Genomic DNA, 13,092 nt, shown 5'->3' with positions numbered 1-13,092 from the left:
CCACCGTGCCGTTGTCCGCAGCCCAGGCGCTTCCGTTCTATACCAACGGCATGCGCATCGGGCTGCTTGGCGGCTCGTTCAATCCGCCGCACGCCGCGCATCGCGCCATCAGCCTGTTCGCGCTGAAGCGCTTGCAACTCGATCGCGTGTGGTGGCTGCTGACGCCGGGCAATCCGCTGAAGAACCATGACGGCCTGCATGCGCTTGCCGAACGTGCCGAAGCGGCGCGCCGCGTCGCCGACGATCCGCGCATCGACATCAGCTGTCTCGAAGCTGTCATTGGCACCCGCTACACTGTCGACACGATCATCCACTTGCGCCGTCGTGTCTCCGGCGTGCACTTCGTATGGATCATGGGCGCTGACAATCTCGCGCAATTCCATCGCTGGAAGGATTGGCGGCGCATCGCGTCCGATGTGCCGATTGCCGTGATCGACCGGCCGCCCCAGAGCTTTCGCGCCCTTGCCGCACCGGCGGCGCAGGCGCTCTCGCGCTATCGCATGCCCGAAAATCAGGCGACACGGCTGGCCGACCAGCAGGCGCCGGCCTGGGTGTTCCTGACAGGAATGAAATCCAATCTGTCTTCGACCGGTCTGCGGAACCCGGACGGGAGCTGGAGAACGGCGTGAAGCGCAAAAGGGTTACTGGAATATTGAAACCATTAACCCCACATGCGTAGTATGGTGTGTGGGTGCCGAGGATTCGGCCCCCGCGATACAGTGAAAGGAAATGGTCCCTGGCCACATCTGTATTGTCAAAGTCTGTTTTACCCAAGGTTCCAAAGACTGCGCGTAAAACATCGACGAAAACCGCGGCCTTGCAGGCGCAACCGGACGCCGACAAACCGGATGCCAACAAGACGCTGAGCCTGATCCTCTCCCGCCTCGAGGACATGAAAGCGGAAGAGACGGTCACCATCGACCTCCGCGGCAAATCCGCATATTCCGACTACATGATCGTCACCACCGGCCGGGTGAACCGGCACGTTGGCGCGATCGCGGAAAATGTGACGAAGAGCCTCAAGGAAAACGGGGTCAAGAACATCCATGTCGAGGGCTTGCCCAATTGCGACTGGGTGCTGATCGATTCCGGCGAGGTGATCGTGCACGTGTTCAGGCCTGAGGTGCGCGAGTTCTACAATCTCGAACGGTTGTGGACTCAGAACCCGGCGGTCGCGGCGGTCTAAGGGGTGTCGAAGCCGATGCGAATCGGCTGCAGCGCAGATAGTTTGCGCTGATGCGCCTTGTCGTGATCTGCATCGGCCGCCTGAAGCAGGGCCCTGAACGGGAGCTCGCGGAGCGGTACCGCGAGCGCTTCGAGGATATCGGCCGCAAGCTCGGCTTTCGCGGCCTGGAGATTCATGAGATTGCGGAGAGCCGCGCGCGCGACACGGCTGCGCGGATCGCGGAAGAAGCTGCGGCGATCGCGGCGCTGCTGCCGGACAAGCACATGCTGGTCGCGCTCGACGAACGCGGCAAGAGCATCGACAGCGCAAGCTTCGCGCAGCAGCTCGGCCGCTGGCGCGACGAGGGACAGCCGCATACGGCTTTCGTGATCGGCGGCGCGGACGGACTTTCGCCGGAATTGCAGCGCAAGGCTTCGTTGCGAATTGCATTCGGCTCCGCGACCTGGCCGCATCAAATGGTCCGCGTCATGCTTCTGGAACAGATTTATCGGGCCGCAACCATTTTGGCCGGCCACCCCTATCATCGCGCGTAAGGCGCGGTGGCCGACAGTCGAAAGCGCTGAACGCACGCGAATGCAGCACAAGCGGGACACAGTTTCGTATTTCGGCACCGCGCGCCGCTGGCTGCCGGAGGCTTTGTCGGTCGCAATCTTCGCCGCTCAGCTGTCAGCAGCGCACGCGCAAACGACATCACCTGCGCAGCAACCCGCGCCGCCGGCGCAGCAGGCCGCAACGGCGGAGACCTCGCCCGACGCCATCAAGCAGCGCGAGCAGGAGCTCGAGGCCGCGCGCGAACAGCAGCGCAAGGCGGCCGAGCAGCAGGAGAAGCTGAAGGCCGACATCGCGGCGATCGGCCAGGACCGCAGCAAGCTCAATCAGGAGCTGATCGACATTGCCGGCCAGGTGCGTGGCGTCGAGACCCGGATCGCGGATGCCGAGGCACGCCTGCAGCCGCTCGACGGCCGCGAGCGCGAGATCCGCAGCTCGCTCGATTCACGCCGCTCCGACGTGATCGAGGTGCTGGCCGCGCTGCAACGCGCCGGACGGCGCACGCCGCCGGCGCTGCTGGTGCGGCCGGAGGACGCGCTGCAATCGCTGCGCACCGCGATGCTGCTCGGCGCCGTGGTGCCGGAGCTGCGGGTCCGCGCCGAGAAGCTTGCCGCCGACCTCGGCGAACTGGTCGCGCTGCGCAAGACCATCTCCGCCGAGCGCGATGCGCTGGCGGCCGACCGCGACAAGCTCAGAGAAGACCAGACCCGGCTTGCGGCGCTGGTCGACGAACGGCAACGGCAGCAGAGCGCGGCGGAAAAGGACATGGAGGCGGAAGGCGCGCGCGCCGTCGCGCTGGCCAAGCAGGCCGACAGCCTGCAGAGCCTGATCGCCAAGATGGAGCAGGACCTCAAGAGCGCGGCCAAGGCCGCCGCCACGGCGAGCCTCCAGGGGGCGCCGGCGACGGTTAACGGCAAGCCGAATCTGGGAGCCCTGAAGGATCCCGCCCGCATGAGCCCGGCGGTCGCCTTCGCCTCGGCCAAGGGCCTGTTCTCGTATCCCGTGAATGGCACCAAGATTCGCGAATTTGGCGGTTCCGATGGCGCGGGAGGCGTACAAAAAGGCATTTCTTTGGCGGCCAAGCCGGGCGCGCAGGTCACAACCCCGTGTGACGGCTGGGTAGTTTACGCTGGTCCTTTCCGCAGCTATGGACAACTCTTGATCCTCAATGCCGGGGGCGGGTATCATGTCCTGATCGCCGGGATGGAGCGTATTTCGGTAAACATCGGCCAGTTTGTACTGACGGGGGAGCCGGTTGCGACCATGGGGTCGACGTCCCAGGTTGCATCCATTCTCGCGACCAATGCGAGCCAGCCAGTGCTCTATGTCGAGTTCCGGAAAGACGGCACTCCAATCGATCCAGGTCCATGGTGGGCCGCAAATGAAGGCGAAAAGGTTCGCGGATGATGCGCAAGACTTCGGTAATTCTCCTGAGCGCCGCCACCGGCGCGGCCCTGACGCTTTTCGTCACGCAGCCCCGCGCTGTGCTGATGGGATCGAGCGCGCGCGCCGCGACGTCGGACACCTACCGCCAGCTCAATCTGTTCGGCGACGTGTTCGAGCGGGTGCGCAGCGACTATGTCGAGAAGCCGGATGATTCCAAGCTGGTCGAATCCGCGATCTCGGGCATGCTGTCCGGCCTCGATCCGCATTCGAGCTACATGGACGCCAAGAGCTTCCGCGACATGCAGGTGCAGACCCGCGGCGAATTCGGCGGCCTCGGCATCGAAGTCACGATGGAAGACGGCCTGATCAAAGTGGTCTCGCCGATCGACGACACTCCGGCCTCGAAGGCCGGCATCATGGCCAACGACATCATCACCACCCTCGACGACGAAGCCGTGCAGGGCCTGACCCTGAACCAGGCCGTCGAGAAGATGCGCGGTCCGGTCAACACCAAGATCAAGCTCAAGATCATCCGCAAGGGCCAGGACAATCCGATCGACGTCACGCTGGTGCGCGACAACATCCGCGTCCGCTCGGTGCGCGCGCGCGTCGAGGCCGACGACATCGCCTATATCCGCATCACCACCTTCAACGAGCAGACCACCGAAGGCCTGAAGAAGGAGGTCGCCAATCTGCAGGGCCAGATCGGCGACAAGCTGAAGGGCTATATCATCGACCTCAGAAACAACCCCGGCGGCCTGCTGGAAGAAGCGGTCACCGTGTCCGACTCCTTCCTGGAGCGTGGTGAGATCGTCTCGACCCGCGGCCGCAATGCCGAGGAAACCCAGCGCCGCGCCGCCCATCCGGGCGACCTGACCAAGGGCAAGCCGGTCATCGTGCTGATCAACGGCGGCTCGGCCTCGGCGTCTGAGATCGTCGCGGGCGCGCTGCAGGACCACAAGCGGGCAACGCTGGTCGGCACCCGTTCGTTCGGCAAGGGCTCGGTGCAGACCATCATCCCACTCGGCTCGGGCAACGGCGCACTGCGCCTGACCACCGCGCGCTATTACACGCCGTCGGGCAAGTCGATCCAGGCCAAGGGCATCGTGCCCGATATCGAGGTGCTGCAGGACGTGCCGGAAGAGCTGAAGGCGCGCACCGATACCAAGGGCGAGGCCTCGCTGCGCGGCCATCTGAAGAACGATGGCGACGAGAAGACCGGTTCGCAGTCCTACGTCCCGCCGGATGCCAAGGACGACAAGGCGCTGAAAATGGCCGACGATCTGCTGCACGGCATCAAGTCGACCTCGAACGCCACGCCGGCACCGGCCGGTGACAAGGCGCCCGGCGACAAGGCCGCGGCCGACAAGCCGGCCAACAAGTCCGCGAACTAATCCGATCCGATCGATTCGGTGAACAGGGCGGCCCTCGGGCCGCCCTTTCTGCTTTCGGATGTCCACCCGTAACCGTGCTTTGACGGGGCGGCCGGTGCGCGGGAATGCACCGCATCGTGCTATCGTTCGCGCTGTTGATTCGGGGAGGGTCATGGCAGAAGCGGCCGACGAACTGAGCACGCCGCTTGGGCAGAAGACCGTGGGCAGGACGCGCTGTATCCGCCTGCCATTCACGGCGATGCAGGCGCTCGCCGTGCTGCTGGGCCTCGTGCTGGTCGGCTTCGCCGGCGTCGCGCTGTTCAACGACAACCCGCTCGGCGGCGAGCCGATGGCCCGGATCGCGCTCCGCAATGCGCCGCCCGCAGCCGGCGACGACAAGCACGCCCCGGCCGCCCAGCCGGCCGAGCCGGCGGTCAAATCCGCCGCCAAGGCGCCGGCCGCATCGAGCGACGCCAGAACGGTCACCATCATCGACGGCTCCAGCGGCAAGCGCCAGGATGTCGTGATCGGCGCCGGCGATCCGGGGGACAAGGCCGATGGCGAGGCATCTCCGGTCGCGATGGCCGGGGTCGACCCGCGCCTGTTGGAAAAGTCGCGCTACGGCATGATCCCGATGGTCGCCGACGGCCTGAAGCCGTTCACGGTCTATGCGGCCGAGGCCGACCGTGCCAAGGCGGCCCGGATGCCCGTGGTTGCCATCGTGGTCGGCGGCCTCGGCGTCGGCGCCGCCAAGACCGCCGACGCCATCATGAAGCTGCCGCCGGCCGTGACGCTGGCCTTCACGCCCTATGGCGTCGACCCCGGCAAGCTTGCGGAACGCGCCCGCGCCCAGCGCCACGAGATCCTGCTGCAGATCCCGATGGAGCCGTTCGACTATCCCGACAACGATCCGGGCCCGCAGACCCTGCTGACCACCCTGGGCAGCGAGCAGAACCTCGACCGGCTCTATTGGCATCTGAGCCGCCTGCAGGGCTATGCCGGGATCGCCAATTTCATGGGGGCGCGGTTCGTCGCGACCGATCTCGTGATGCAGCCGATCGTGCGCGAAGCGGCCAAGCGCGGCCTGAGCTGGTTCGACGATGGTTCCACCCCGCGCAGCGTGGCGCAGACGCTCTCCGCGGGCCAGTCGCTGCCGTTTGCCAAGGCCGATTTCGCCATCGACGCGGTGCCGACGTCGGCAGAAATCGACCGCGCACTGGTCAAGCTGGAAACCATCGCCAAGGAACGCGGCACCGCCGTGGGCGTCGCCTCGGCGCTGCCGGTCTCGATCGAGCGGCTCGGCGCCTGGCTCAAGACACTGGACTCCAAGGGCATCATGCTTGTGCCATTGACAACGGCGATGCTGAAATCAAAATCGGGCTAGAAGATCAATCTGTTGGTGCGACTTGAGACCTTGCCGGGGGGCCGGGTCTGGTGGCGCCGGGAACTGGGCGAGGTAGCGGCAGCATGGCACGTTATGAAGACCTGCCCTATCGAACCTGCGTCGGCATCATGCTGCTGAATACCGCCGGGCTGGTCTTCATCGGACGCCGCGCCGGCGGCATCGAGCATGTCGACGACGCCCATGTCTGGCAGATGCCGCAAGGCGGCGTCGATCCCGGCGAGGATACGTTTCAGGCGGCCAAGCGCGAGCTTTACGAGGAGACCAGCGTCAAATCGGTGGAGAAGCTCGGCGAGGTCGCGGACTGGCTGATCTACGACATCCCGCGCACCGTCGCCGGGCGCGCCTGGAAGGGCCGCTATCGCGGCCAGCGGCAGAAGTGGTTCGCGTTGCGCTTCACCGGCAAGGACAACGAGATCAACGTCGCCAACCCCGGCGGCGGCCACAAGGCCGAGTTCATCACCTGGCGCTGGGAGCCGATGAAGAATCTGCCGGAGCTGATTGTGCCGTTCAAGCGGCCGGTCTATGAGCGCGTCGTGAAGGAATTTGCCGCGCTGGCAGCCAAATAGACCCACGACGCAGCGCCGAAATGTCATCAGATAAGCCCTATCGGCCCAATGTGGGCATTGCGCTGTTCAACGCGGCCGGACGCGTGCTGATCGGCCACCGGATCAAGGACGACGGTCCGGAGATCGTGCTGCCCGGCCTCGACTGGCAGATGCCGCAGGGCGGCATCGACGACGGCGAGGATCCGCGCCAGGCCGTGATGCGCGAATTGTGGGAAGAGACCGGAGCGGTCAGCGCCGATTATCTCGGCGAGACCGACTGGATGACCTACGAATTCCCCGCCTATGACGGTCCGGCCTCGCACCGGCTGGCGAAATTCCGCGGCCAGCGGCAGAAATGGTTTGCGCTGCGCTTCACCGGACAAGACGCCGAGATCGATCCGTTGACGCCGCGCAACGGCCAGCCCGCCGAGTTCGATCAATGGCGCTGGGAGCGGCTCGACCGTGTCGCCGATCTGGTGGTGCCGTTCCGCCGCGACGTCTATCGCACGGTCGCGACCTGGTTCGCCGAATTCGCCGGCTGATCCGGCGGCGGAATCCGCCGCGCATCGCCCGGCGTCATGCCGTAGGTCGCGCGGAACACGCGATAGAAGGTCGCGATGCTGTCGAAGCCGCAGGAGAATGCGATCTCGTCGATGCCGCGCTCCCGCGTGGCATAGAGCAGCCGCCTCGCCTCTTTCAACCTCGCCGCCGTCAGCGTCCGCGCGAACGACAGGCCGGTCGGCTCGAATAGCGCATGCACTTGCCGCAGCGAAATGCCGAGCTCGGCGGCAACAGTGGCCGGCGAGAGCGAGGTGCGATGCAGATCGCGCAACAGGATTTCGCGCGCGGCGTGGAGGTAGCCGGCATGCAGCGCGGCCCGGACCTCATCCTGGCGCGGCCGCACGCGCCCGCGCGCGAGCAGCGCCAGGCGCACCATATGCGTGACCTCGGCAGTGAACTGGCCGGCTTGCGCCGGATGCTGCGTCATGGCGCGGAACATGGCGCCGACCAGCCGGGTCAGGCCCGCGCCCCGCGTCAGCATGACCGGCGGGGCATCCTCGATCCGCGCACCAAGGGCGAGGTCGGCGGTGACGGGGATCTTGAGGCTGAAGAAGTGGAAGCCATCGGTCCGGTCGGGCGTCGACGCAAACGGAAGATTGGAGTGGCCGAACACCAGATCCCCGTTGTCCACCCACTGAACACGATCGCGGCCGATATTCAGATGACCGGGGCCGCGCACCTGCCAGGCGAGTTGCAGGCTGTTGCTCGGGACGCGCGCGATATCGGACGACGTGCGGCTGACGCGATAGGACGACGCCGACATTTCCGCCAGCACGGCATCGCCGATCGGCGTCGCGGAAAAGCGCCCGCGGAAGTCGGGCCGTTTGTCGCGCTCGAGCTCGATGGTGACCCCGAACAGGCTCTTGCCGCGCACGTCGCACCAATGCTCGAAGCGGTCTTGCGGGCGGAGCGCGTCGGTGGAGAAAGTCAGCACTTCAGAATGACCCGTTACGTGGGAGAGACGTCGCGATGCTGCGAGGCCAGTTCGTCATCGCGCCGCAGCTTGTCATGTGTGCGTGATCCCTGCTGTAAGCTGCCTCACATTCGGATCATGTTCTAGTCTTGCTGAGGCACGATTCCTTCTCTTTCGCTCGCAATGACGGCAGGATTCGTTCAGAGCCTTTCGTGACCAAAAACCTCCATTGACGCAGTAAGATTAGTTCGGGCCGACCGTGAACGGGCCGATCGCGATGACATGGCAATCGCTGTCGCGCTTGACGCAGTCCGCTAGCGCGGCGTTGACCGCGCTTTGCTCGTTCTCCGCTTTCAGGCCCAGTCCGGGCCGTCCCTGGGTGCCGACCGCGACCGCATTCCAGCCGGTCGTCGCATCGGCAAGCTTGCGCACGACATCGCCGCGCTCGTTCGGCATGATGACCGAGCTGTCGGCGGGCTTGAAGAAGCCGGTCACGCGCAATGTGGCCGGGATCGGCACCACAAAGACGTCGTCGACCGCGACGATCGTGCACGGCACGCCCGCGACCGCGCCGCAGGCCTGCAGGTTGCGACGCGCGGATTCCTCCAGTGAATCGATGCCCGAATTGAAGAAGTAGTGGCCGCCCGGGCCGAGCGCGATGGTTCGCGTCTTGCGTCCCGGCACGAACAGGCTTTCGAGCCTTGCCCTGGCCGGCTCGCGCAGCAGCGGAACGTCCTTGGTCGTATACGGCTTCTCAACCAGCGCATCGCGCTTGACCCATGGCAAGGGCGGCACCGGCGGCAGGCCGTGGCTATACACGATCGTATTGCCGACGGCGTACAACTCGCATTTGCGCGGCGAGCCTGCATTGTCGGCGCGCTTCTGGCACAGGTCGAGCGCGGCCGTCTTCGCCGCGTCCTCGCTCGGCTGCGCCACGCTCCAGCCGACGAAACCATTGATGTTGAGGGCAAGCGCCTTGGAATCGCCCGCGGGCAGATATTCGGTCGCGAGCCCGTTGCGGGTGCGATCGCTGACAAAGGGTGTCATGCCGGCGACGAGCTTGTCGCCCGATGTGATCGATGGCGGCGGCTCGGACACTGGCGCGGCCAATGTGGGTGCCGGTGGGGGTTTGACAGACGGCGCCGCCGATGGCGACGGCGACGGTGCGACCAATGGTGCCGGTGCAGCCGAGACCAGGGACCCGGGCGCCGGCGTCGAGCTTGTCACGACCGCAGGCTTCGCCGCCGACGTTTCCAGCTTGGTGTAATACAGGAAGCCGCCGACGCCGATGGCGGCCAGCAGCACCAGCGTGATTGCGGCGGGCCACATCCAGGCCGGTGCGGCCGCACGCGCGGCCTTGGCCGGCTTCTTGACCTGGGGCGTCGCGTAGCTGCCGTCCTCGCGCCGCATCGCCACCATGTAGGCGTGCACGGGGGTCGGAATGTTCTTCACTTCCTGCGCGCCGATGTCGGCGAATTGCACCGACAGCTTGTTGGCGACCTGCTCATGGACCGCGCGCGACACGCAGATGCCGCCGACCTCGGCGAGGCCCTCGAGCCTTGCTGCGATGTTGACGCCATCGCCGAGCAGATCGCCGTCGCGCTCGACCACGTCGCCGATCGTGATACCGATCCGGAACGCCATCTGCCGGCTCGGCGGATAGGCCATGTTGCGCGTGCGCAGGCTTTCCTGGATGTCGATCGCGCAGCGCACGGCTTCGACGGCGCTGGGAAATTCCGCCAGCACCGCGTCACCCGCGGTGTTGAAGATGCGGCCACCGCCCTTGGCAATGAAATCGTCGGTGACCTGGCGGTAGGACGCGAGCCGCCGCAGCGTCTCTTCCTCATCCTCGGCAACCAGTCGACTATAGCCTGCAATATCGGCTGCGAAGATCGCTGCGATCTTGCGCTTCATGAGCACCAGCCCCGGAACCCGAATGTGCCGGGCAGCATGCCGCCAGACGCTCGCGGGTGCAATAAACATTCAATGCCCGCCGGGGCGCGGCGAGCGTTGAATCGTTCAAGGCTTGATCGATGAAGGCAGAAAGTGTGAGCGATTTCACAAAGCCGCGCCCGACTTGAGCGCATGGCGCGATCACAGATCAGCAATCGCCTTAAAGGGCGATGTGATTAGGTTGAACCGTCATCGCGCCTTGGTTTGTTGTCTAAGCATGATCTTTTCGGAAAACCGCTTCGCACTTTTCCGGATCATGCTTTAGTGCATCGCCGTCGCGTTGAGCTCGTGCTGGATGCTCTTGAAGTGGTCAAGCCGCTCGATCGCGTGGTCGAGCTCGGTGCCCTCGTGCTCGGCAAGCTTCTCTTCCATCTCCTTGATGGTCTCCGCGAACTTGGCGCGGTCGAGCTCCGCAATCGCGGTCGCGACGTCGGCGAGCACGGTGAGGCCCTTGTCCGACACTTCGGCGAGACCGCCGAGCACGATCACCTTCTCCTTCTTGCCGGCGGTCGTGATCGTCAGGATGCCCGGACGAACCGTGGCGACGACAGGCGCGTGGCCGGCGAGCACACCGAAATCACCCTCAACGCCGGGGACGTCGACCTGATCGACCTCGCCGGAGAAGGCGAGCTTTTCGGGAGAGACGAGATCGAAGTGGAAGGTGGCCATGGAGCGCCCGTAGTTCAGACTGGTTTCGACTGGTGAGAGGCGAATAGCGAATGGCGAGTAGCGAATGCGCTCGTCACTCTTTCCCTATTCGCCGCTCCCTATTCGCTATTCGCTAACTCAGGCGGCTTCGGCCGCCAGCTTCTTGCCCTTCTCGACGGCTTCTTCGATGGTGCCGACCATGTAGAACGCCGCTTCCGGCAGGTGGTCGTACTTGCCCTCGCAGAGGTCGCGGAAGCCCTTGATGGTGTCGGCGAGGTCGACGAACTTGCCCGGCGAGCCGGTGAAGATTTCGGCGACGTGGAACGGCTGCGACAGGAAGCGCTCGACCTTGCGGGCGCGGGCGACCGTCAGCTTGTCCTCTTCCGACAGTTCGTCCATGCCGAGAATGGCGATGATGTCCTGCAGCGACTTGTAGCGCTGGAGGATCTGCTGGACCATACGTGCGGTGTTGTAGTGCTCGTCGCCGACCACCAGCGCCGACAGCATGCGCGAGGTCGAGTCGAGCGGGTCCACCGCCGGATAGATGCCCTTTTCCGAGATCGCGCGCGACAGCACCGTGGTGGCGTCCAGATGCGCGAACGAGGTGGCGGGCGCCGGATCGGTCAGGTCGTCGGCCGGCACGTAGATCGCCTGCACCGAGGTGATCGAGCCCTTCTGGGTGGTGGTGATGCGCTCCTGCAGCGCGCCCATGTCGGTCGCCAGCGTCGGCTGATAACCCACGGCGCTCGGGATGCGGCCGAGCAGCGCCGACACTTCCGAACCCGCCTGGGTGAAGCGGAAGATATTGTCGACGAAGAACAGCACGTCCTGGCCCTGGTCGCGGAAATGCTCGGCGACCGTCAGACCGGTCAGGCCGACCCGGGCGCGGGCGCCCGGCGGCTCGTTCATCTGGCCGAACACCAGCGCGCACTTCGATTTCACGCTCGGATCCGGATTGTGCGGATCGGCGTTGACCTTCGATTCGATGAACTCGTGATAGAGATCGTTGCCCTCGCGGGTACGCTCGCCGACGCCGGCGAACACCGAGTAACCGCCGTGCGCCTTCGCGACGTTGTTGATCAGCTCCTGAATCAGCACGGTCTTGCCGACGCCGGCGCCGCCGAACAGGCCGATCTTGCCGCCCTTGGCGTACGGAGCAAGCAGGTCGACGACCTTGATGCCGGTGACGAGGATTTCGGCCTCGGTGGACTGATCGGTGTAGGTCGGCGCTTCCTGGTGGATGGCGCGCACGCCGTCGGACTTGATCGGACCGGCTTCGTCGATCGGCTCGCCGATCACGTTGATGATGCGGCCGAGCGTGCCTTCGCCGACCGGCACCCGGATCGGTTCGCCGGTGTCGGTCACTTCCTGGCCGCGCACCAGACCTTCGGTGATGTCCATCGCGATGGTACGGACGGTCGATTCACCGAGATGCTGGGCGACTTCGAGCACCAGGCGGTTGCCGCCGTTCTTGGTCTCGAGCGCGTTCAGAATCGCCGGAAGGTGGCCTTCGAACTGCACGTCGACCACGGCGCCCGTGACCTGGGTAACGCGACCGATCGGATTGGCTGCTGTAGCCATGGACTGTTCTCCTTCGAAAATCTGCCTTAGACCGCCTCAGCGCCGGAGATGATCTCGATCAGCTCCTTCGTGATCTGGGCCTGACGGGTTCGGTTGTAAATCAGGGTTTGCTTGCGAATCATCTCGCCGGCATTGCGGGTCGCGCTGTCCATCGCGCTCATCTGCGCGCCATAGAACGAGGCGTTGTTTTCGAGCAGCGCGCGGAACACCTGCACCGCGAGGTTGCGCGGCAGCAGGCTGCCGAGGATCTGATCCTCTTCCGGCTCGTATTCATAGGACGTGGAGGGAGCCGCGCCCGCGGCGGGCGCGGCGACCTCGAGCGGGATGATCTGCTGCGCGGTCGGGATCTGCGCGATCACCGACTGGAAGCGCGAATAGAACAGCGTGCAGACGTCGAACTCGCCGGCCTCGAACCGCGCCAGCACCTTGTTGGCGATGTCCTCGGCGTTGGCGAAGCCGATCTGGCGCACCGAACGCAGGTCGAGATGCTCGACAATCCGCTTCTCGAAGGTCCGCCGCAGCTGCTCGTAGCCCTTGCGGCCGACACAGAAGAATTTGACGTCCTTGCCCTGCGCGAGCAGCGACTGCGCCCGCTCGCGCGCCAGGCGCACGATGGCCGAGTTGAAGGCGCCGGACAGGCCGCGCTCGCCGGTGCAGACCAGCAGCAGGTGAACCTGGTCGTTGCCGGTGCCGGCGAGCAGCGCCGGTGCGCCCGGCGTGCCATTGGCCGCGGCGGCGATGTTGGAGATTACCGCATCCATCTTGGTGGCATAGGGCCGCGCCGCTTCGGCGGCGTTCTGCGCGCGGCGCAGCTTCGAGGCTGCGACCATCTGCATGGCCTTGGTGATCTTCTGCGTCGCCTTGGTCGAGGCGATGCGGACCCGCATGTCTTTTAGTGACGCCATTCTTCGTTCACCCCGGCGATCCGACCACAATGGTCAGATCGCAAGCCTCCGTTCGTCACGCCCGGCGGCGAGCCGGGCGACGCCCCA

At 65.5% G+C, this 13,092-nt stretch carries 13 protein-coding genes; 8 read left to right on the top strand and 5 right to left on the bottom strand.

The window, feature by feature from the left end; translation table 11 throughout:
• Nucleotides 1-5: 5 nt before the first annotated feature.
• The 8 genes from ACVINW_RS12370 to ACVINW_RS12335 all read left to right on the top strand — a co-directional run bounded on the left by ACVINW_RS12370 (nt 6) and on the right by ACVINW_RS12335 (nt 6,986).
• Nucleotides 6-629, top strand: a complete 624-nt coding sequence (locus ACVINW_RS12370; RefSeq protein WP_456756379.1) for a nicotinate-nucleotide adenylyltransferase — start codon at nt 6-8, stop codon at nt 627-629.
• Between the two features lie 188 nt (nt 630-817).
• Nucleotides 818-1,186, top strand: a complete 369-nt coding sequence (gene rsfS / locus ACVINW_RS12365; RefSeq protein WP_016847840.1) for a ribosome silencing factor — start codon at nt 818-820, stop codon at nt 1,184-1,186.
• Nucleotides 1,187-1,236: 50 nt separating this feature from the next.
• Entirely contained in the window at nt 1,237-1,719 is a 483-nt protein-coding gene (gene rlmH, locus ACVINW_RS12360) for a 23S rRNA (pseudouridine(1915)-N(3))-methyltransferase RlmH (protein ID WP_456751543.1), read from the top strand.
• Nucleotides 1,720-1,759: 40 nt separating this feature from the next.
• Entirely contained in the window at nt 1,760-3,142 is a 1,383-nt protein-coding gene (locus ACVINW_RS12355; protein ID WP_456751542.1) for a murein hydrolase activator EnvC family protein, read from the top strand.
• Nucleotides 3,139-4,515 (top strand): S41 family peptidase, encoded by a 1,377-nt coding sequence (locus tag ACVINW_RS12350; RefSeq protein ID WP_456751541.1) that lies wholly within the window; start codon nt 3,139-3,141, stop codon nt 4,513-4,515. The genes ACVINW_RS12355 and ACVINW_RS12350 overlap by 4 nt, the downstream gene beginning before the upstream one ends.
• Nucleotides 4,516-4,666: 151 nt before the next feature.
• A complete protein-coding gene (locus ACVINW_RS12345; RefSeq protein ID WP_456751540.1) occupies nt 4,667-5,878 on the top strand; it encodes a divergent polysaccharide deacetylase family protein in 1,212 nt (403 codons plus the stop codon).
• Nucleotides 5,879-5,961: 83 nt separating this feature from the next.
• Nucleotides 5,962-6,465 carry an RNA pyrophosphohydrolase gene (locus tag ACVINW_RS12340; protein WP_456751539.1) on the top strand — a complete coding sequence of 168 codons (504 nt, stop codon included), beginning with the start codon at nt 5,962-5,964 and terminating at the stop codon, nt 6,463-6,465.
• Between the two features lie 20 nt (nt 6,466-6,485).
• Nucleotides 6,486-6,986, top strand: a complete 501-nt coding sequence (locus tag ACVINW_RS12335; protein ID WP_456751538.1) for an RNA pyrophosphohydrolase — start codon at nt 6,486-6,488, stop codon at nt 6,984-6,986.
• Here ACVINW_RS12335 and ACVINW_RS12330 read toward each other — a convergent pair.
• The 5 genes from ACVINW_RS12330 to ACVINW_RS12310 form a co-directional block, all read right to left on the bottom strand.
• On the bottom strand, nt 6,944-7,939 hold the full coding sequence (locus tag ACVINW_RS12330; RefSeq protein ID WP_456751537.1) for an AraC family transcriptional regulator: 996 nt from the start codon (nt 7,937-7,939) through the stop codon (nt 6,944-6,946). The two genes, ACVINW_RS12335 and ACVINW_RS12330, sit on opposite strands and share 43 nt — an antisense overlap.
• A gap of 222 nt (nt 7,940-8,161) precedes the next feature.
• Nucleotides 8,162-9,832: an adenylate/guanylate cyclase domain-containing protein gene (locus tag ACVINW_RS12325; RefSeq protein ID WP_456751536.1), complete on the bottom strand. Its 1,671-nt coding sequence runs from the start codon at nt 9,830-9,832 to the stop codon at nt 8,162-8,164.
• 300 nt (nt 9,833-10,132) lie between these two features.
• On the bottom strand, nt 10,133-10,540 hold the full coding sequence (locus ACVINW_RS12320) for a F0F1 ATP synthase subunit epsilon (protein ID WP_456751535.1): 408 nt from the start codon (nt 10,538-10,540) through the stop codon (nt 10,133-10,135).
• Between the two features lie 117 nt (nt 10,541-10,657).
• Nucleotides 10,658-12,100 (bottom strand): F0F1 ATP synthase subunit beta, encoded by a 1,443-nt coding sequence (atpD, locus tag ACVINW_RS12315; protein ID WP_456751534.1) that lies wholly within the window; start codon nt 12,098-12,100, stop codon nt 10,658-10,660.
• Nucleotides 12,101-12,126: 26 nt separating this feature from the next.
• Entirely contained in the window at nt 12,127-13,005 is an 879-nt protein-coding gene (locus ACVINW_RS12310; protein WP_456751533.1) for a F0F1 ATP synthase subunit gamma, read from the bottom strand.
• Nucleotides 13,006-13,092 lie beyond the last annotated feature (87 nt).

It is taken from the genome of Bradyrhizobium sp. USDA 4461, from assembly GCF_054055655.1.
This window is presented reverse-complemented; position numbering and strand designations above follow the sequence as displayed.